Raw genomic sequence first — 19347 nt, 5'->3', positions numbered from 1 at the left:
CGCCCCGCCTCACCTGCCCAGCAACCGCCGCGCGGTCTCCAGGTGGTCGGGGCTCAGCGCCCGCCCGTCCTCGACGTCCCACAGCGCGTTCTGCACCAGCCGCCCGAGCGTCCACCCCCGGGCCCGCTCCCGGTCGAGGCCCAGCACGTCCGCCATCGCCTCGAACCGCCACACCACGTCCTGCGGCTCGAAGCGGTTGTCGAGCGCGGGCCACAGATCGAACCCCGGGTCGCCGGCGAGCGGCTTCGGGTCGATGGCGAGCCACGGTTCGCGGCCGTCGACCGCCGCCAGCACGTTCTCGAAGTGCAGGTCCCAGTGGAGCAGCCGGTCCCCGGCGCCGTCCGCCGCGACCTCCCGCAGCGCCGCCGCGCAGTCCGCGACGATCCCCCGCTGCTGCGGATCGGCGATCTCCCCCAGCGCCCCGGGCACCTCGGCGATCATCCGCGCGGCGATGTCCGACAGCCGCCGCATGCCGTCCGGCGCGGGCCGGGACGTGAGCCGCGCGAGCAGCTCTGCGATGACGAGCACCGCCTTCCGCGAGTCCTCCACGGAGCTCAACATCCGCCCGGAGTCGAGCCGTTCGAGCAGCATGGTCCCGGTGGCGGCGTCATGGTCGAGCAGCCGCACCGCGCCGTCGCCGCCCCACACCCGCAGCGCGACCGGCTCGCCCTCGGTCTCCTCGTCGAGGACCTGGAACTTCACCGCGGCCCGCACCCCGTCCGCCCGCCGCACCACGGGCAGCACCAGCGCCGCCATGCCGTGCATCGGGGCGCCGTCGACCGTCAGGCCCCACCGCTCGACGTACTCCTCGACCAGGAGGGGCAGCCCCGCGACGAACGCACGGCCGGCCTCCCCCGCGTACGTGTACTGGTTCTCCACCAAGCCGTCCGGAATGTCGATCACGTGCCCGACCCTACCGACGTGCCTGAATCGACCATGCACCATTTTTCCCGAGCAGCACGGGCCGCACGGGCCGTACGGGGATGGATCCGCAGCGCCCCCGGCACGTACATCTGGCTGGCGATCCTCCTCGTCACCACGATCGTGATGCGCCAGATGGCCCCGGACACCCTCGACGCCTTCCTCGGCGACCGCTCCACCAACATCCACGCGCTCTCGACGCACCCCTTCCGGGTCCTCGTGCAGAGCGCGCTGTGGATCGACGGGGGCCGCTGGCTTCCGTACGCGGTCCTCTACACGCTCTTCCACGCGCCCGCGGAGCGCTGGCTGGGCACCGGGCGCTGGCTGCTCGTCCTCGGCACCGCGCACATCGGCGCCACCTACATCAGCGAGGGCGCCCTGCTGTGGGCGATCCGGCACGGCCACGCGCCCGTGTCCATGGTCAACACCCTGGACGTGGGCGTGAGTTACGCACTGGCGGGCGTCGTCGCCGTCCTCACCTACCGCATCGCGCGCCCGTGGCGCTTCGGCTACCTGGCCGGGGTCCTGGTCGTCTACGGAGCCCCGCTGGTCACCAGCCGCACCTTCACCGACCTGGGCCACTTCACCTCGGTCCTGATCGGCCTGGCCTGCTACCCGGTCACCCGCGACCGGCCCGGCCCCGGCTGGAACCCCCTGGACACCCTGCGCGCACGCAACTCCCGCAGCGCCGAGAAGCCGGACTCGGCCATGCGATAGCGTCCCGCCGCATGAGCAGCGTCAACAGCGTGAGCACCGTCAACGGCGGCATATCGTTCTGGTACGCCCCGAGTCAGGACGTCGGCCTCCCCGACGTCCGCGAACCCCTTCCCGGTGACGCGAGCGCCGACGTGGTGATCGTCGGCGGCGGGTACACGGGCCTGTGGACGGCGTACTACCTGAAGAAGGCCGCGCCGTTCCTGCGCATCACGGTCCTGGAGCAGAAGTTCTGCGGTTACGGCGCCTCGGGCCGCAACGGCGGCTGGCTCTACAACGGCATCGCGGGCCGCGACCGCTACGCCAAGCTGCACGGGCACGAGGCGGCGGTCCGCCTCCAGCAGGCGATGAACGCGACGGTCACCGAGGTCGTCGACGTGGCCCGCGCCGAGTCGATCGACGCGGACATCCACCAGGGCGGCGTCCTCGAAGTCGCGTACACCCCGGCCCAGTTGGCCCGCCTGAAGGCGTTCCATGAGGCGGAGCTGACGTACGGCGAGAAGGACCGCACCCTGCACGGCGCCCGCGAGACGGCGGAGCGCGTCCGGGTCGCGGGCGCGGTCGGCTCGACGTGGACCCCGCACGGCGCGCGGCTGCACCCGGTGAAGCTGGTCAAGGGGCTGGCGAAGGCGGTCGAGGCCCTCGGCGTCACGATCCACGAGTCGACGCCGGTCACCGAGATCAAGCCGAAGCACGCGGTCACCCCCTACGGCACGGTCCGCGCGCCGTACGTACTGCGCTGCACGGAGGGCTTCACGGCCTCCCTGAAGGGGCAGCGCCGCACCTGGCTCCCGATGAACTCCTCGATGATCGCGACGGAGCCGCTGACCGACGAGCAGTGGGAGTCGATCGGCTGGGAGGGCCGCGAGACGCTCGGCGACATGGCCCACGCCTACATGTACGCGCAGCGCACCGCGGACGGCCGCATCGCGCTCGGCGGCCGCGGTTACCCGTACCGCTACGCGTCGAAGACGGACAACGACGGCCGCACGCAGCCCCAGACGATCGAGGCCCTCACCGCGATCCTGACCCGCTTCTTCCCGCAGCTCGCCGGAGTGGGCATCGACCACGCCTGGTCCGGCGTCCTCGGCGTCCCGCGCGACTGGTGCGCCACGGTGACCCTGGACCGCTCGACGGGCCTCGGCTGGGCCGGCGGCTACGTCGGCTCCGGGGTGGCCACGGCGAACCTGGCCGCCCGCACCCTGCGCGACCTGGTCCAGCAGGACTCCGGTCAGGCGGGCGGCACGGACCTCACCGCCCTGCCCTGGGTCAACCACAAGGTCCGCAAGTGGGAGCCGGAGCCCTTCCGCTGGCTCGGCGTGCACGGCATGTACGCCACCTACTACGCGGCCGACCGCCGCGAGCTGACCACCCACACCGCGGACTCCTCCCGCCTGGCGAAGGCGGCGGACAAGGTGGCGGGCCGCCACTGACACCGGGCCCGCGCCGCGCCCGCACGGAAAACGGCTCCCCGGGATCACCCGGGGAGCCGTTGCGCACTGGAGCCCCCTGTCGGATTCGAACCGACGACCTACGCATTACAAGTGCGTTGCTCTGGCCATCTGAGCTAAGGAGGCAGCCCGAGCAGTGTAACCAACCCCGGCGCCGCGCCCTCGAAAATTTCGACGAATCTCACAGGCCCGGACCTACTGACAGACCCGGCACTCGCCAGGTACGGTCCGATCAGTTCACCCGCGTGGACTACACCAGTGCGGCAATCAGCCGCAGTGGCTCACCCGCTTTACAACGGATCGTCCGGCACGTTCCTGCCGGTGAAGGGGGCTTCACAGCCATGGCTTCTGTCACGTTCGACAAGGCGACCCGCGTCTACCCGGGTTCCACCAAGCCCGCCGTCGACGGCCTGGACATCGAGATCGAGGACGGCGAGTTCCTCGTCCTCGTCGGCCCGTCCGGCTGCGGCAAGTCGACCTCCCTGCGCATGCTCGCGGGCCTCGAGGACGTCAACGGCGGAGCGATCCGCATCGGCGACCGCGACGTCACGCACCTGCCGCCCAAGGACCGGGACATCGCCATGGTGTTCCAGAACTACGCGCTCTACCCGCACATGTCCGTCGCCGACAACATGGGCTTCGCGCTCAAGATCGCCGGCGTGAACAAGGCGGAGATCCGGCAGAAGGTCGAAGAGGCCGCGAAGATCCTCGACCTCACCGAGTACCTGGACCGCAAGCCGAAGGCCCTCTCCGGTGGTCAGCGCCAGCGTGTCGCCATGGGCCGCGCCATCGTGCGTGAGCCCCAGGTCTTCCTCATGGACGAGCCGCTGTCGAACCTCGACGCCAAGCTCCGTGTCTCCACGCGTACGCAGATCGCCTCGCTGCAGCGCCGCCTCGGCATCACCACCGTCTACGTCACCCACGACCAGGTCGAGGCCATGACGATGGGCGACCGCGTGGCGGTCCTCAAGGACGGTCTGCTCCAGCAGGTCGACTCGCCGCGCAACATGTACGACCGCCCGGCCAACCTCTTCGTCGCCGGCTTCATCGGCTCCCCGGCCATGAACCTGGTCGAGGTCCCGATCACCGACGGCGGCGTGAAGTTCGGCAACTCGGTCGTCCCGGTCAACCGTGAGGCCCTCAAGGCCGCCTCGGACAAGGGCGACACCACGGTCACCGTCGGTGTCCGTCCGGAGCACTTCGACATCGTCGAGCTCGGCGGCGGCGAGGCCGCCAAGTCCCTCACCAAGGACTCCAGCGACGCCCCGGCGGGCCTCGCGGTCTCCGTGAACGTGGTCGAGGAGCTCGGCGCCGACGGCTTCGTCTACGGCACCGCGCAGGTCAACGGCGAGAGCAAGGACCTGGTCGTCCGTGTCAACGGCCGCCAGATCCCGGAGAAGGGCGCCCAGCTGCACGTCGTCCCGCGTCCGGGCGAGACCCACGTGTTCTCGACCTCCACGGGCGAGCGCCTCACCGACTGACGCGCCGCGCGACGCGACACCGCACGACATCAGGAAGGCCCCGCACTTCGGTGCGGGGCCTTCCGCGCGTACGGCCACGTTGTCGACAAATACCCCGGCAAATAAGACATTTAGCCCCTCTGCGTCAACACCTCATCATCAAAACCAACTCGCCCGTCCCTCGGTCGAGTGACTGAATGTCGCCAAATCATCACCGCCCGCTACGCTCACTCGCGTGACGCACTCCGCTACCTACACCCAGAAGCCGCGCCGTGCCCGGGGCCGGGGCCCCGCCCGCCGAGCCGCCCGCACGCTCGCGTTCGTCCTGCCGGTGATGCTGGTGCTCTCCGGGACGCTCGCGGTCACCCGAGTCAACTGGTCGGGAGGCTCGTCGGACTCCGTCCTCACAGCTTCCTCACAGGACGTCTCCGCACGCGCGAAGTCGCGCGCCCCCCAGGACGTCCTGCGCGACCGGCTCCTGCTCGAACTGCAGGAGAAGAACCCGGGTGTGGCGCTCACCCATCTCCAGCAGGAGGTCGACCGCAGGCCCTCGCTCGCGAAGTACTGCATGACCATCGCCAAGTCCCTGGGCCGCGCCGCGGTGCAGGCCTACGGCCCGGCGCGCGCGCAGTCGTACTCGCGCCCGGTCTGCGACACCTCCTTCGCCTCCGGCGTGGCCGGCTTCCGGGGCTGACCTCCCGGACCGCGTCCGCAATCACTCCGCGGGCCGTGCGCACGTAGGGTTCCGGTCATGACGACCGCTGAACCCTCCGCGCACGGCCCGCACTCGTATCCCCAGGGCGGGAACCACCGGCCCACGCAGGCCGTCGTCCTGGCGGGCGGCCAGGGCTCGCGCCTGCGCCCGTACACCGACGACCGACCCAAGCCGATGGTGGAGATCCCGGGCACGGGCACGCCGATCATCGGGCATCAGCTGGCCTGGCTCGCCGAGGAGGGCGTGACCGACGCCGTCGTCTCCTGCGGGCATCTCGCCGAGGTCCTGGAGGAGTGGCTGGCGCAGGCCGATCTGCCCCTGCGGGTCAAGACGGTCGTGGAGACGGAGCCGCTCGGCCGCGGCGGCGGCCTGAAGTACGCGGCGGCGCACCTGCCGCACGCCGACCAGCCCTGGTACGCGACGAACGGCGACATCTGGACCCGGTTCTCGCTGCGCGAGATGGCCGACTTCCACCACGAGCGGGAAGCCACCGCGACGCTGGCGCTGGCCCGCCCGCGCATCCCGTGGGGCGCCGTCGAGACCAACGCGTTCGGCCACATCACCGACTTCATCGAGGCCCCGCCGTCCCCGTACCTGATCAACGCGGGCGTCTACGTCTTCTCCCCCGAGTTCGCCTCGCTGCTGCCGAGCACCGGCGACCACGAGCGCACCACGTTCCCGCGCCTGGCCCGCGCCAAGCGCCTGGCCGGCTTCCCGCTGCCGCAGGGCGCGTACTGGCGGGCGATCGACACGGCGAAGGACCTCACGGAGGCCGCGAAGGAGCTTGCCGCACAAGGCCGTTGAGGTTCTTCCCGCGCTACGTCGATGGGGCCCCGCACGTGCATCGTGCGGGGCCCCATCGACGTAGCGCGGGAAGGAGAACGGTCAGCCGAGAATGCCGCCCACGAGGCCGGGCTTGCGGCCGGGGTCGGACCCACCGGAGGACCCGCCGGAGGAGGCGCCGCCGTTCGACGTACCACCGGAGGAGGTGCCGCCGCTGGACGTGCCGCCCGTGGTGGGCGCCCCGCCCGTGCTGGACGGCGGCTGCTGCGGGGTCGTCTGCTGCTGCGGCGGGGCCTGGCCCGCGGTGGCGCCCTGCGTCGGCGTGGACGTCGTACCGCTGGCGCTGCCGCTCTCGCGGACGGCGTCCGGCGAAGAACCGGGCGGGCTCGACGTGGTGCCCTGCGTCGGCGAGTTGGAGGCCGCCGGGCTCGACGAGCGGCGCTCCTCCTTGTGCGTGCTGCCGGGCTCGGAGGGGAGCGGGGAGCCGGGCTGTTCGTTGCGCGGGGCGTCGCCGGGGCCCGGGGCGGTGACCCGGTCGGCGTCGCGCACGGCGCCGCCGAGCAGCGAACCGGTGAGCAGGGTGATGCCGATGACGACGGTCGCGACGACGGTGCCGCGGCGCAGCACGTAGCGGCGCAGCTCCCACAGCGCGGCGCGCGGGCCGAGCCGCCGCCAGGCACGGGACGCGAGGCGCCCGTCGACCGAGTACACGGGGGCGCCGGCGATGATCAGCGGCGACCAGGCGGCGAGGTAGATGATGTCCGGCGCGTCGTAGGCGGGGACGGTCTTCCAGCTCACGGTGACAAGGATCGCGGCCGACAGGAGCGCGCCGACCGCGGCGGCGATCCGCTGCCACAGTCCGAGCACCGTCAGCACGCCGACGACGACCTGGAAGAAGGCGATGGCGAGCCCGGCGCCGACCGGATGCTGCAGCGCCCAGTCCCGCATCGGTTCCGCGAGCGCCCAAGGGTGCAGCGAATTCAGCCACTTGACCATGGAGCCGCGCTCGCCGCCGTCGAAGTAGACGGGGTCGCAGAGCTTGCCCATGCCCGCGTAGATCGAGATGAAGCCGAGGAAGACGCGCAGCGGGAGCAGCACCACGCCGAGGTTCATCCGGCGCCCGGGGTAATAGGCGTGCCGGACGGGCCCGTAGCGGCGGGCGGCGGTGCTCTCGTTCGCGCTCTCGTCGTCGCGGTCGTCGAACTCGTCGTCGCCGTAGGAGAGTTGGCCGAGCTCGCCGGTCTCCTCGAAGGCGCTTCCGGACTGCCGCATCTGGGGCAGGATCCGGGTGCCGGCCGCGTCGCCGCCCTGCCGGGGCTCGATGACGACGGGCGTCTCCTGCGTCGGCTCGCCCGCGCACAGGTCGAGGTCCTCGGCGATGCGCGGGATGACCTGCGTGGCACCGGCGTCCTCGGCCTCGCCGGGACGTCGCGCGCCCTGCAGCAGGCCGCCGGCGGCGAAATCGGCGCCGCTCATGACGACGGGGCGTCGCCGGGCGCCCGGCGTACCGGCGGCGGTGATCACGGGAATGCGTGTGGTGGCCGCGTCGACGGCGCTCAAGTGCCGGGCGATGCGCGGGAGTTGCGTCTTCTGCGCCGTGGGGAGCTGCACGCGGAAACTCGCGTGGTTGACGATGACCTGCGCCGGGTCGCACGGAACCTTCACCATGCTCAGCGCGGGGCCGTCGTCGAATCCCGACGAGCGGTCCCCCGAGGGTGTGCGGGGCGTTCTGGTGTCCACACTCATCTAACCGAGTGATGTGTGTTTAGGACACTGCCTTGACTGCGCCAAAATGTCCGGGCCCCGTCAAGGTCGTCTCCGGCGCCCCTGAGCGAGCGGAGCTCATCTCAGGGGCGCGGGACGGACCCGGGATCAGCCCCGGCGCCGAGCCGCCTCGTAGAGGACGACGCCCGCGGCGACACCGGCGTTCAGCGACTCCGCGCCGCCCGGCATCGGGATCCGTACCCGGTAGTCACAGGTCTCGCCGACGAGCCGGGACAGGCCCTTGCCCTCGCTGCCGACCACGATGACGACGGGGCCCTCGAGCGCCTTGAGATCCGCGACCGTGTGCTCACCGTCGGCGGCGAGCCCGACGATGGCGAGGCCGGCCTTCTTGTACTGCTCCAGAGTGCGGGTCAGGTTCGTGGCGCGGGCGACGGGCGTCCGGGCGGCGGCGCCCGCCGACGTCTTCCACGCACCGGCGGTCATGCCGGCCGCGCGCCGCTCGGGCACGACGACACCGTGGCCGCCGAACGCGGAGACGGAGCGGACGACCGCGCCGAGGTTGCGCGGGTCGGTGACCCCGTCGAGCGCGACGATCAGCGGGTCCTGGCCCTCGTCGAAGGCGGCGGCGACCAGGTCCTCGGGGTGCGCGTACTCGTACGGCGGGACCTGGAGGACGAGGCCCTGGTGGTTGAGCCCGTTGGTCATGCGGTCCAGCTCGGGGCGCGGGGCCTCCATGAGGTGGATGCCGCCGCGCTCACCGGCGAGCTGCAGCGCCTCGCGCACGCGCTCGTCGTTGTCGATGAACTGCTGGACGTAGAGCGTGCTCGCGGGCACGCCCTCGCGCAGCGCCTCGACGACCGGGTTGCGGCCGACGACCATCTCGGAGGTCGACTTGCCGCGCGGGCCGCCGGTGCGGCTGGTGGGGCGGCCCTGGGCGCGCTTGGCCTGGGCCGTGGCGATGCGGTTCTTCTTGTGCTTCTTGCGCATCTCGGCGGGCGGGGTCGGGCCCTTGCCCTCCAGGCCCTTGCGCCGCTGGCCGCCACTGCCGACCTGCGCGCCCTTCTTGCCGGACATGCGGCGGTTGTTGTTGGCGGCCATGACCTACCTGTCTCTTACGTGAATGTGTGTACGTCTATGAAGTGTGCCGCCCGACGGGCCGGGCGGCACATTCGGGGCTCAGCGGGGACCGATGCTCCAGCGCGGTCCGCTCGGGCTGTCCTCGATGACGAGCCCGGACTGGCCGAGCTGGTCGCGGATGGCGTCGGCGGTGGCCCAGTCCTTGCGGGAGCGGGCCGCCTCGCGCTGGTCGAGCACGAGCCGTACGAGGCTGTCGACGACGCCGTGCAGGTCCTCGCCCTGGTCGTCGGCGCCGGCCCACTGCTCGTCGAGCGGGTCGAGGCCGAGGACGCCCAGCATGGCGCGCACCTCGGCGAGGCGGGCGACGGCGGCTTCCTTGTCGTCGGCGGCGAGGGCGGAGTTCCCCTGGCGCACGGCGGTGTGCACGATGGCGAGCGCCTGCGGCACGCCCAGGTCGTCGTCCATCGCCTCGGCGAAGGCGGGCGGCACCTCGTCGGCCGGGGCGACGGTGCCCCCGGCCAGCTCGCCGACGCGCTGGATGAAGCCCTCGATCCGCGCGAACGCGGACTCGGCCTCGCGCAGCGCGTCCTCGCTGTACTCGATGGTGGAGCGGTAGTGCGGGGTGCCCAGGTAGTACCGCAGGACGATCGGGCGCCAGTTCTTGACCATCTCGGAGACGAGGACCGAGTTGCCCAGCGACTTGGACATCTTCTCGCCGGACATGGTGACCCAGGAGTTGTGCACCCAGTACTTGGCGAACTCGTCGCCGAAGGCCTTGGCCTGGGCGATCTCGTTCTCGTGGTGCGGGAAGATCAGGTCGATGCCGCCGCCGTGGATGTCGAAGGCGGAGCCCAGGTACTTGTGGGCCATCGCGGAGCACTCCAGGTGCCAGCCCGGACGGCCGCGGCCCCACGGCGTCTCCCAGCTGGGCTCGCCCGGCTTGGTCGCCTTCCACATGGCGAAGTCGCGCGGGTCGCGCTTGCCGGTGACGCCCTCCTCGGGCGGCTGGCGCAGCCCGTCGAGCTCCTGGTTGGACAGCTCCAGGTAGCCCGGGAAGGAGCGCACGTCGAAGTAGACGCTGCCGTCTGCCTCGTAGGCGTGACCGCGCTCGATGAGGCCGCGCATCATCTCGACCATCTCGGTGACGTGTCCGGTGGCCCGCGGCTCGTAGCTGGGCGGCAGGCAGCCGAGCGCGGCGTAGGCGTCGTTGAACGCCCGCTCGTTCTCGTACCCGATCGACCACCACGGCCGGTTCTGCTCGGCCGCCTTCGCGATGATCTTGTCGTCGATGTCCGTCACGTTCCGCACGAACGTCACGTCGTAGCCGCGGTACGTGAACCAGCGGCGCATGATGTCGAAGTTGAGCCCCGACCGGATGTGCCCGATGTGCGGGGCCGCCTGGACGGTAGCGCCACACAGGTAGATCGAGACGCAGCCCGGTGTGAGCGGGGAGAAGTCACGGATCTGCCGGGCGCTGGTGTCGTACAGGCGAATAGTCACGCGTCCAGGGTAGTAGCCCCGAGGGGATGCGAGTGCCCCTTCAGGGGCGCGGGGAACTGCGCGACAAGCCCCCACCGGCGGTCGGCCGACGACGAGACCGATGGGGGCCCGGGGGCGCAAGGCGGAACAAAAGGACGCGAACCCCCACAATCCTCAGATCCGCCCGACGACCTTCCGGGCACGGACCCGCACGACAACGCGCTCCGCGTCGTCCGCCGACGACGGGTTGAACTCCGCGTACTTCTTCCCGGTGTACTTCACCGACAGCTCGTCGATGAGCTCCTGCCCGCCCTCGGCGGTCAGCTCGGCGGTGCCGCGGATCTCGGCGTACGAGTACGGGGCGTCGAACGGCTGCAGCAGAACCGTCACGCGCGGGTCGCGCCGCAGGTTCTTCTCCTTGCGCCGTCCGACGGTCGTGGAGAAGAGGACGTCGTCGCCGTCCCGCTTCACCCACACCGGGGACACCTGCGGGCTCCCGTCGGGCTGGATGGTGGCGACGCTGATGAAGACCGGGGTGTCGAGCAGGGCCTTGAGTTCGTCGGAGAGGTGGGCGGACATGGCTGCACTCCTTACTCGGGGGACGTCTGGCGCGTACCCGATCCTGCGGGAGCGCACCCGACGGGCGCGGTATTTCGCACGGGTGTCACACAGCGCGCGAGACCGGCCGCCAGCAGCGGCACCGCGGCGAGCACCGTCCACAGCGCGGGCGCGGGCAGGTCGAGGAGGGCGCCCGTGGCGGCGCTCCCCGCGAGGACGGCGAGCCCGGAGACGGAGGAGAGGGCGCCGGTGGCCAGGCCGAGCCGGTGTTCGTCGACGAGGTCGGGGACGAGGCCGCGGGCGGCCGGCACCAGGAGCATCTGGCCGAGGGTGAGCAGCACGACGAGGGCGCAGGCGGGCAGCAGCGCGTAGCCGGTGTCGCGCGGCACGTACGCGACGGTGGCCGCGACCACCGCGAAGCCCCCGGCGACCAGGACGAGCCCGGTGCTCAGCGCGGTGCGCGGCGCGAGGCGGCCCGCCGACCAGCGCGTCACCGGCAGCTGGACGAGGACGACGAGCAGCGAGGACAGCGCGAAGAGCGGGCCGACGGCGTCCTGCGAGCCGGTGGTGCGGGCCAGTTCGACGGGCAGCGCGAGATAGAGCTGGTTGTACGCGACGAGGTAGCCGCTGTAGGCGAGGCACAGGGCGAGGAAGCGCGGCTCGGCCAGCACCGCGCCGCCGCCCTCGATGCTCCGTACCGCCACCCGCTCCCGGCGCGGCATGAAGCGGGCGTGCCCGGCCAGCACCCCGGCGAAGACGGCCACGCCCGCCAGGCAGGCCGCCCGGAAGCTCACGAACAGCAGGGCCGTGCCGAGCAGCGGCCCGAGGAACGCGCCCGCCTGCCCGGCCGCCGAGAAGACGCCGAGGACCTGGGCGCGCGGGATGCCGGTGGCGCGTTCGTGGCGTACGGCCTCGCGGGCGGTCTCGGACTCGACCGCCGGGGAGAAGAGCGCGGCGGCGAACCCGACGAGGAGCACGGCGCCGACGACGGTGGCCGTCGTCGTGGCGAACGCGAGCCAGGCGAACCCGGCGATGCGCAGGGCGCAGCCCGCGAGGACCACCGGGCGCGGGCCGAAGCGGTCGGTGAGCGCGCCGCCGACGACGAAGAGGCCCTGCTGGCTGAAGGTGCGCAGGCCGAGGACCAGGCCCACCGCCCAGCCGGCCAGGCCGATGCCGTCGGAGAGGTGGGTGGCCAGGTAGGGCAGGACCGCGTAGAAGCCGATGTTGAAGGCGAGTTGGGTGGCGGTGAGCATCCGCAGGTAGGGCGGGAGTTTGGTGATGCGGAGCTTTTCGGTGCGGGCCTGTTTCATCGCCTGCTCGCCGCAGGGGCCCCGCGCCCCTTCATGCCTCCCGACGTCAGCGCCACCATCGCCCCCACGCATGCCAAAGCCGCCGCCGGGGCCAGCACCGACCACGGGGCCCGCTCCGCGTACGGCAGGTTCTCCATCAGGAGGCGGCCCCAGTCGGGCGTGGGCGGCTGGGTGCCCAGGCCCAGGAAGCTCAGCGAGGCCAGCGCCAGGGTCGTCGGGGCGAGGCGCAGTGCCGCGTGCCGGGCCACCGGCGGGAGGACGCCGCTCAGCACGTGGCGCCGCAGGACGTGCCATCGCCCGGCGCCTTGCGCGAGCGCGGCCTCGACGTGTCCCGAGGCCCGTTCCGTCTCGGCCAGGGCCGCGGTGTGCGCGGCGAGCGGTGCCCAGCCGACCGCGGCGACGGCGACGGCCGCCCCGGCCTGGCCCGCCCCGAACAGGCCGGCGGTCAGCAGCCCGGCGAGGATCGCGGGCAGCGCGTTGGCGACCTCGGTCGGGCCCTTGGCCCAGCGGGTGAGGCCGAGCGCCACGCCGATGACGAACGAGGCGGCGCACACGGCCGCCGCCACCGCGAGCGTGCGCAGCGCCCCGTGCCCGAGCCGGGCCAGCACGTCGCGACCGAGCGCGTCGGTGCCGAACGGGTGGGCGGCGGACGGCGGCACGAGCCGTGCGGTCAGGTCGACCTGGAGGGGGTCGCGGGTCAGGCCCCACCCGAGCACCGCGAGCAGCACGACGGCCAGGAGCAGCGCGGCGTACGCGGACGCCCGGCCGCCCCCGCGCACCGGCGCGGCTCCCGGCAGCGCGCCCGCGCCCAGTGCGGGCCCGAGGAGCCGTCGCCGTACGAGGCCGACGGCGACGGCCGCGACGACGCCGAGCGCGAGCAGCACGAGCAGGCAGCCCTGCAACAGCGGCAGATCGAGGTCCAGGGCGGCGGCCACCGCCGTGCCGCCGAGCCCCGGGATCGCGAAGACCGCCTCGACCGCGGCGGCGGCACCGGTGAGCCCGACCACGGTCAGCCCCGCCTGCGGCAGCACCGCGGGCAGGGCGCGGCGCACCGCGTGCCCGGCGATGCGCGAGCGCGGCATGCCGTGGGCGCGGGCGGTGCGCACCCAGGGTTCGGCGAACGCGGCGGGCAGCGCGTCCTGGCCGAGCCGCCCGAGCACGGCCCCGGCGGGGATGCCGAGGGCGAGCGCGGGCAGCACGGCGGAGGCGGGCGAGGCCCAGCCCTGCGCCGGGAACCAGCCGAGGCGCACGGCGAACAGCGTCGCGAGGACGGAGGCGAGCAGGAACTCGGGGAGGGCGGCGAGCACTCCGGCGACCACCCCGTTCGGCGCCTCGGCCCGGCCCCGGCGCAGCGTGGGCAGACAGACCGCCACCGCCAGGACACAGGCGACGACCATCGCGTACGCCATCAGCGACACGGACACCCAGAAGGCGCCGGACACGTCGGCCGCGACCTCGGCTCCGGTCACCCACGAGGTGCCGAGGTCGCCGTGCGCGAGGCCGCGCAGCCACTGCCCGAGGAACGTGAACGGGCCCTCGCCGAGGCCGAGCTGGTCCCGCACCTCGGCCAGCTGTCCGGGGGTCGTCGGCGCGTCCCCGTACCGCGCGTGCAGCACGGTCAGGGCCGGGTCGGTCCGGGTGAGCCAGGGCAGCAGCGCGGTGACCGCGAGCAGTCCGCCGACGGCGGCCAGCCGGCCCACCGCCACTCCGAGGTGCTTCACGCGCGCGTCTCCAGCCCGACGAACTGCCGCTCATAGGGGTCGAGCACGACCCCGCGCACTGAGGCGCCGACGCCCTGCAGATGCTCCTCGTGGACGATCGGCACGGCGGCGTCGGTGCGCAGGATCGCGGCCTCGGCGGCGAGCACGGCCCGCTGCCGCGCGGCGCCCTCCCGGCCGGCCGCGTCGCGCACGGCGGCGTCCACCCGCGCGTCACCGAGCTGCGCGATGTTGAAGCTCCCGCCGCTGGTGAAGTCGGAGGCGAGGTACGAGACCGGGTCGCCGGTGTCGAGCGCCGTCGACCGGGACATGAGGAACGCGTCGTACGCACCGTCCAGCGCCCCCGCTTCGAGGCGCGCGTAGTCCTTCACCACGAGCCGCACCCCGAACCCGGCCTTCTTCAGCTGCTGCTGGAGCGCGGCGGCGACCTCGGGCAGCTCGGCCCGGTTGGTGTACGTGGCGAGGGTGAGCGTCTGCCCGCGCGGCGTCGTGGCCTGCGCGCGTCCGGTGACGGGCAGCCGCGCGCCGTCGGCCCAGGCGAACCCGGGGCCGAGCAGCCCGGTGGCGTGCTCGGCGTATCCCTCGTAGAGGCTGCCGGCCAGCGCGGCAGTGTCGATGCCCGCGCGCACGGCGGCCCGCAGCCCGGCGTCGGCGAGCGGCCCCTCGCGCGTGTTCAGGTACAGGGTCGTGGTGCGCACGGTGGCGACCTTCCGCGCCCGGTCGCCGAGGACGAGGGCCTGCGCGGCGGGCACGAACTCGGCGAGCTCGATCTGGCCCGAACGCAGCGCGTTGGCGCGGGCGTTGTTGTCGGCGACGAAGGTGACGTCGAGGCCGTGGGCGGCGGCCCGGCCCCGCCAGTGCCCGTCGAACCGGTCGAGCGTGGCGGACACGGCCCCGTTCAGCTTCGTCAGCGCGAACGGGCCGGTGGCGGTGCCGACCGGGTCGACCTTCCCGTTCGCCCCGTACGCGCGCGGAGAGAAGACGGCGAGCGACGGGTTCGCGAGCCGCGCGGGCAGCAGCGGATCGGCGTCCCCGGTCGTGATCCGCACCCCGCGCTCCCCCACGGCCTCCACCGTCAGCGTGACGTCGCTCAGCACGCGCGGCGTCACCTCGGCCTTCCCCGCCCGGCGCAGCGCCCGTACGACGGCGGCCGCGGTGACGTCACGGCCGTCCTGGAAGCGCGCGGCGCGCAGGGTGAACTCCCAGGTGGTGGCGGAGGTACGGGTCCACTTCTCGGCCAGCGCCGGGTGGATGACGCCGTCGGTGTCCATCCGGGTGAGCCCGTCGACGACCGCGAGCCTGCTGAGCAGCAGCCCGTCGTCGCCGTACGGGGTCAGGCCCTGGGTGGGCGCGAAGGCGAGGTCGATGGCGAGCCGGCCGCCGCGCGCGGTGCCGGTGAACGACCCGCACGCACCGGTGAACCCGATCCCGGCCGCCGCCAGCAGGAAACCGCGGCGCCGCATCAGCCGACGGGCACGGCGACCGGTGCGGGCATCGGCAGTTCGAAGTGGATGATGCCCTGGCCGCCGCCGGGCAGCGCGCGCTCGTCGCAGACCTCCTGCGCGAGGGCCCGCCAGAACGGTTCGGCGCCGGGCACGGCCGGGTCGGTGTGCAGGTAGAGCGCCTCGTACCCGCCGACACTCGCCACGAAGTCCGTCAGCTCCCGTACGAGCGCCCGCGCGAGCCCGTGCCGCCGGTGCTCGGGACGTACGTAGATCCGGCACAGCTGGGCCGTGGAGCCGGAGGGAAAGCGGTCCGCGACCCACCGCGGGTTGGGCGGCGCGGCGGGCCCGCGGTCCCGTACCCCGCCGGTGCCGACGATCTCCCCGCTCGGCACGTGCTCGGCGACGAGCAGGGTGCGGCGCTCGGGCCGCAGGTAGTGCGCGGCCGGGTCGATGATGTCGGCGTGCCAGCGCGGCACGTACCCGGACCTCAGGTCGCGGTACACGGTGTCCAGCATGACGGCGCGGGCCCCGTCCACATCGCCGTCACCGGCCACGCGGATCACGTAGTCACCCATCGCCTGCCTTCACCCTGCCCGAGCCGAACAACCTGCCCAGCCATGCTAACTGCAAGCAATGTGCAATAAGGCGGCCGGGTCAGCCCCGGTCCCGCACCACCAGTGCCGTCGCCACGGCCATCAGGCCCTCGTCGCGCCCGGGGAAACCGAGCCCGTCGGTTGTGGCCCCGGACACGGACACCGGCGCCCCGGCGGCCTCGGACAGCACCTTCTGCGCCTCCTCGCGCCGCTTGCCGATCTTGGGCCGTGGCCCGACGACCTGCACGGCGACATTGCCGATGACGAAGCCCGCCTCGCGCACGATCCGGGCCGCCTCGGCGAGCAGCGTGAGCCCGCTCGCCCCCGACCACTCGGGGCGCCCGGTCCCGAAGTGCTGCCCGAGGTCACCGAGCCCGGCGGCCGAGAACAGCGCGTTGCAGGCGGCGTGGGCGACGACGTCGGCGTCCGAGTGCCCGGCGAGCCCGGGGCCGTCATAGTCGGGGGCTTCCCACTTCAGCCCGGCGCACCACAGCTCGCGCCCCTCTTCGAAGGCGTGGATGTCGGTGCCGATACCGACCTGCGGAAGGACGTGGGGGAAGGAAGGCTGCTCAGAACCCATCGTTGGCCCTCCTGCGGGCGAGTACGGCCTCGGCCAGGACGAGATCGAGCGGACGCGTCACCTTGAACGCCTCCTCGTGCCCCGGCACGAGCACGACCTGCAGCCCGAGCTGCTCGACCATGCTGGCGTCGTCGGTGACGTCGTCGGTGACGGTCTCGTGGGCCCGCACCAGGATCTCGCGGTCGAAGCCCTGCGGCGTCTGCACGGCCCGCAGCTTGGCGCGCGAGGGCGTCGCGACGACCGGCTCGGGGCTCCCGTCGGTGGTCGGCACGACCTCCTTGACGGTGTCCGCGAGCGGCAGCGCGGGCACCACGGCCGGCGCTCCGTCGCGTACCGCCTCGATGACCGCGTCGACGGTGTCCACCGGGACGAGCGGCCGGGCGGCGTCGTGCACCAGCACGATGTCGATCCCGTCCGGGAGGGCATCGATGCCCAGCTTCACGGACTCCTGCCGGGACTCACCGCCCGGCACGACGACGAAGTCGGTCCGCTCGGGCAGGGCGTGGTCGGCGAGCAGGCTCTTCACCTCGGCCGCGCCGTCGGCCGGTGCGACGACCACGACGAGGGCGACGGAGCGGGAGGCCGCCATGGCGCGGACGGCGTGGATCAGCATCGGGGTGCCACCCAGCGCACGGAGCGCTTTGGGGGCGCCGGGACCGAGGCGTACGCCCCGTCCGGCGGCCGGAATCACAGCCGCGGTGCGTGCGGGGGCGGCAACGGGACGCGTTTCGTCAGACATCGCTTCCGTTCAGGTTTGTACGCTCGGGGGTGGTGGGTATGGCCACATCGTGCCGGGCGCGACGCCTTGACCGGACCCTTCCGTGACATCGGTCGAGCCAGCTGCCCGGGCCCGGCACGCCAGGGGAACGGCACAAAGAAACATCGCGGTCAGCACGCGCATTCATCACGCGGGGCCTGGGCATGAGAAGCGGGTACGAACATGCCGCAGCGCCCGGCGACACCATCAGGGTCATCGGGCACCACGGCATTGTTCCTACGCGCTTTGTCCGGCGCTGCGGCGCGTCAGGACGCGAGGACCTCGTCGAGCAGGGCCTCGGCCTTGTCCTCGTTCGTGTTCTCCGCGAGAGCGAGCTCGCTCACCAGGATCTGGCGAGCCTTGGCGAGCATGCGCTTCTCACCCGCGGACAGTCCGCGCTCACGCTCACGACGCCACAGGTCACGCACAACCTCCGCGACCTTGATGACATCGCCGGAGGCGAGCTTCTCCAGGTTTGCCTTGTAACGGCGCGACCAGTTCGTGGGCTCCTCGGCGTACGGCGCGCGCAGCACCTCGAAGACCCGGTCGAGCCCGTCCTGACCGACCACATCACGCACGCCGACGAACTCCGCATTGTCCGCAGGCACACGTACCGTCAGGTCACCCTGCGCGACCTTCAGCACCAAGTAGGTCTTGTCCACGCCTTTGATCTGGCGAGTTTCGATAGCCTCGATCAGCGCGGCCCCGTGATGGGGATAGACCACGGTGTCGCCAACCTTGAACGTCATGTGACAGGTACCCCTTCCGTGGCTATCCAGGGTAACACGGAAACTGCGGGTTCTGAATGGCGTTTTCGCAGGTCAGGGCATATCTCGGGGCTTGACAACAACAACAGGAACGTGCTGCGGAGGGGCTCCCCGACGGAAGAGGAGGGGGGTATTCGCAGGTCGGAGCGGCTGTCCGGCGGAGCGGAAACCCATACGCTACCGACCCCCGAACCGGCACCCAAGGGGCCGAACGTCCCGGTTTGCGAGGTTCGAAGAGGGAGTACTCCGCTACTCCGTTCGATGACCCGGAGGATCGTTCGAGACGAATCCGGAATTGATCATCGCGATTCCCGGGCCCGGGTGATCGTTTTTCCGTACCCCCATGCATTCCTTACCGGAAATCCGTACGGGCCGCTGGACAGGCCTTATGTGAATGATGAACAGGGTGCCTTTGGTGACGGTGAGGAGCACGGGGTGTTCGGTGCGTACGGGACGTTCGAGGAGGGCTCGACGGACGTCTGGGGCGGGTCGGGTGCGGCGGCATGAGAACGGCTCGGTAATCTAAGGCCGCTGACAGACCCTTAGGACGGCTTTACCTCCCGTGAGGCCGTTCGTTCCGCCCACGTTCAAGGAGTTGCCGCCGCCGTGAGCAGCAGCCTTCGACGCGGCGCCCTCGCCGCCGCCGCCATCGCGTTCTCGATCGCCTCGCTCGCCGCGTGCGGTGCCGGCAACAACGCGCAGACGCTCGAGGTGAAGCCGGACAACGCCGCGACCGCGGTCGGCGACATCAAGATCCAGAACGCCACCGTCATCACCCAGCCGGACCGTACGTCCAAGGGCCCGGCGGTCGTCACCGCCACGCTCTTCAACAACGGCAAGACCGCGCAGACCCTCGACGGCATCACCGTCGACGGGGTCGGCAAGACCGCGGAGCTGACCGGCCCGAAGGGCGGCTCGACCATCACCGTCCCGGCCCACGGCTCCGTGATCCTCGGCGGCAAGGGCAACGCCTCCGCCGAGCTGCCCAACAGCCGCACCGCGGTCCTGGACGGCAACGCGCAGCCGATCACCTTCTCCTTCAGCGAGGCCGGTGAGATCAAGCTGAAGGCGTTCGTGGTCCCGGCCGAGAGCTACTTCGAGAAGTGGGGGCCGAGCGAGATGCCGGCGACGCCCGGCGCTTCCGCCTCGCCCTCGACGTCCGCGTCCTCCTCGGCGTCCTCCTCGGCGTCCACGAGCGCGTCGCCGAACGAGGGGTCGACGGCCTCCTCGTCGGCCACGTCGTCCACGACGGCCTCGCACAGCGCCGCGGGTCACTGAGCCGTACGTACGACAG

General features: G+C 72.4%; 18 protein-coding genes and 1 tRNA gene. 6 read left to right on the top strand and 13 right to left on the bottom strand.

Going from position 1 to position 19347, the window contains the following annotated elements; all coding sequences use genetic code 11:
• Window positions 1-9: 9 nt before the first annotated feature.
• Window positions 10-945 (bottom strand): aminoglycoside phosphotransferase family protein, encoded by a 936-nt coding sequence (locus tag B072_RS0100660; protein ID WP_063746420.1) that lies wholly within the window; start codon window positions 943-945, stop codon window positions 10-12.
• Here B072_RS0100660 and B072_RS0100655 point away from each other — a divergent pair.
• Together B072_RS0100655 and B072_RS0100650 are read left to right on the top strand one after the other, a co-directional pair.
• Entirely contained in the window at window positions 937-1638 is a 702-nt protein-coding gene (locus B072_RS0100655) for a rhomboid-like protein (RefSeq protein ID WP_018527996.1), read from the top strand. The two genes, B072_RS0100660 and B072_RS0100655, sit on opposite strands and share 9 nt — an antisense overlap.
• A gap of 11 nt (window positions 1639-1649) precedes the next feature.
• A complete protein-coding gene (locus B072_RS0100650) occupies window positions 1650-3068 on the top strand; it encodes an NAD(P)/FAD-dependent oxidoreductase (protein ID WP_018527995.1) in 1419 nt (472 codons plus the stop codon).
• A gap of 67 nt (window positions 3069-3135) precedes the next feature.
• Here the strand turns inward: B072_RS0100650 and B072_RS0100645 are convergent.
• Window positions 3136-3212, bottom strand: a tRNA-Thr gene (locus B072_RS0100645).
• 215 nt (window positions 3213-3427) lie between these two features.
• On the opposite strand from B072_RS0100645, the gene B072_RS0100640 reads away from it, so the two are divergent.
• The 3 genes from B072_RS0100640 to B072_RS0100630 all read left to right on the top strand — a co-directional run bounded on the left by B072_RS0100640 (window position 3428) and on the right by B072_RS0100630 (window position 6065).
• The gene (locus B072_RS0100640) at window positions 3428-4567 is read left to right on the top strand and encodes an ABC transporter ATP-binding protein (protein ID WP_018527994.1); all 1140 of its coding nucleotides are present in this window, start codon (window positions 3428-3430) and stop codon (window positions 4565-4567) included.
• A 214-nt stretch (window positions 4568-4781) separates the two neighbouring features.
• Window positions 4782-5240, top strand: coding sequence for a hypothetical protein (locus B072_RS0100635; RefSeq protein WP_018527993.1), 459 nt, complete (start codon window positions 4782-4784; stop codon window positions 5238-5240).
• Window positions 5241-5297: 57 nt separating this feature from the next.
• Window positions 5298-6065 carry a nucleotidyltransferase family protein gene (locus B072_RS0100630; RefSeq protein ID WP_018527992.1) on the top strand — a complete coding sequence of 256 codons (768 nt, stop codon included), beginning with the start codon at window positions 5298-5300 and terminating at the stop codon, window positions 6063-6065.
• A gap of 81 nt (window positions 6066-6146) precedes the next feature.
• Here B072_RS0100630 and B072_RS0100625 read toward each other — a convergent pair whose 3' ends face one another.
• The 11 genes from B072_RS0100625 to B072_RS0100575 form a co-directional block, all read right to left on the bottom strand.
• Complete coding sequence (locus B072_RS0100625; protein WP_202539324.1) at window positions 6147-7790, bottom strand: DoxX family protein; 1644 nt, start codon at window positions 7788-7790, stop codon at window positions 6147-6149.
• A 126-nt stretch (window positions 7791-7916) separates the two neighbouring features.
• Window positions 7917-8867: a 23S rRNA (guanosine(2251)-2'-O)-methyltransferase RlmB gene (gene rlmB / locus B072_RS0100620; protein ID WP_018527990.1), complete on the bottom strand. Its 951-nt coding sequence runs from the start codon at window positions 8865-8867 to the stop codon at window positions 7917-7919.
• Between the two features lie 78 nt (window positions 8868-8945).
• Complete coding sequence (gene cysS, locus B072_RS0100615; RefSeq protein ID WP_018527989.1) at window positions 8946-10346, bottom strand: cysteine--tRNA ligase; 1401 nt, start codon at window positions 10344-10346, stop codon at window positions 8946-8948.
• A gap of 153 nt (window positions 10347-10499) precedes the next feature.
• Window positions 10500-10904: a PPOX class F420-dependent oxidoreductase gene (locus B072_RS0100610; RefSeq protein WP_018527988.1), complete on the bottom strand. Its 405-nt coding sequence runs from the start codon at window positions 10902-10904 to the stop codon at window positions 10500-10502.
• Between the two features lie 11 nt (window positions 10905-10915).
• Complete coding sequence (locus B072_RS42135; RefSeq protein WP_018527987.1) at window positions 10916-12193, bottom strand: MFS transporter; 1278 nt, start codon at window positions 12191-12193, stop codon at window positions 10916-10918.
• Complete coding sequence (locus tag B072_RS0100600; RefSeq protein ID WP_018527986.1) at window positions 12190-13914, bottom strand: ABC transporter permease subunit; 1725 nt, start codon at window positions 13912-13914, stop codon at window positions 12190-12192. Before B072_RS0100600 ends, B072_RS42135 begins: the two co-directional genes overlap by 4 nt.
• Complete coding sequence (locus B072_RS0100595; RefSeq protein ID WP_018527985.1) at window positions 13911-15374, bottom strand: ABC transporter substrate-binding protein; 1464 nt, start codon at window positions 15372-15374, stop codon at window positions 13911-13913. The genes B072_RS0100600 and B072_RS0100595 overlap by 4 nt, the downstream gene beginning before the upstream one ends.
• Entirely contained in the window at window positions 15374-15931 is a 558-nt protein-coding gene (locus B072_RS42130; protein ID WP_018527984.1) for a GNAT family N-acetyltransferase, read from the bottom strand. The genes B072_RS0100595 and B072_RS42130 overlap by 1 nt, the downstream gene beginning before the upstream one ends.
• A 79-nt stretch (window positions 15932-16010) precedes the next feature.
• Window positions 16011-16529, bottom strand: coding sequence for a 2-C-methyl-D-erythritol 2,4-cyclodiphosphate synthase (gene ispF / locus B072_RS0100585; protein WP_018527983.1), 519 nt, complete (start codon window positions 16527-16529; stop codon window positions 16011-16013).
• A complete protein-coding gene (gene ispD, locus B072_RS0100580; protein ID WP_026245317.1) occupies window positions 16519-17268 on the bottom strand; it encodes a 2-C-methyl-D-erythritol 4-phosphate cytidylyltransferase in 750 nt (249 codons plus the stop codon). Before ispD ends, ispF begins: the two co-directional genes overlap by 11 nt.
• A 284-nt stretch (window positions 17269-17552) precedes the next feature.
• Window positions 17553-18035 carry a CarD family transcriptional regulator gene (locus B072_RS0100575; protein WP_003953493.1) on the bottom strand — a complete coding sequence of 161 codons (483 nt, stop codon included), beginning with the start codon at window positions 18033-18035 and terminating at the stop codon, window positions 17553-17555.
• 624 nt (window positions 18036-18659) lie between these two features.
• Between B072_RS0100575 and B072_RS0100570 the strand changes: the two genes are divergently transcribed.
• Complete coding sequence (locus B072_RS0100570) at window positions 18660-19331, top strand: hypothetical protein (protein WP_018527981.1); 672 nt, start codon at window positions 18660-18662, stop codon at window positions 19329-19331.
• Window positions 19332-19347 lie beyond the last annotated feature (16 nt).

It is taken from the genome of Streptomyces sp. HmicA12, assembly GCF_000373565.1.
Lineage (GTDB): Bacteria > Actinomycetota > Actinomycetes > Streptomycetales > Streptomycetaceae > Streptomyces.
This window is presented reverse-complemented; position numbering and strand designations above follow the sequence as displayed.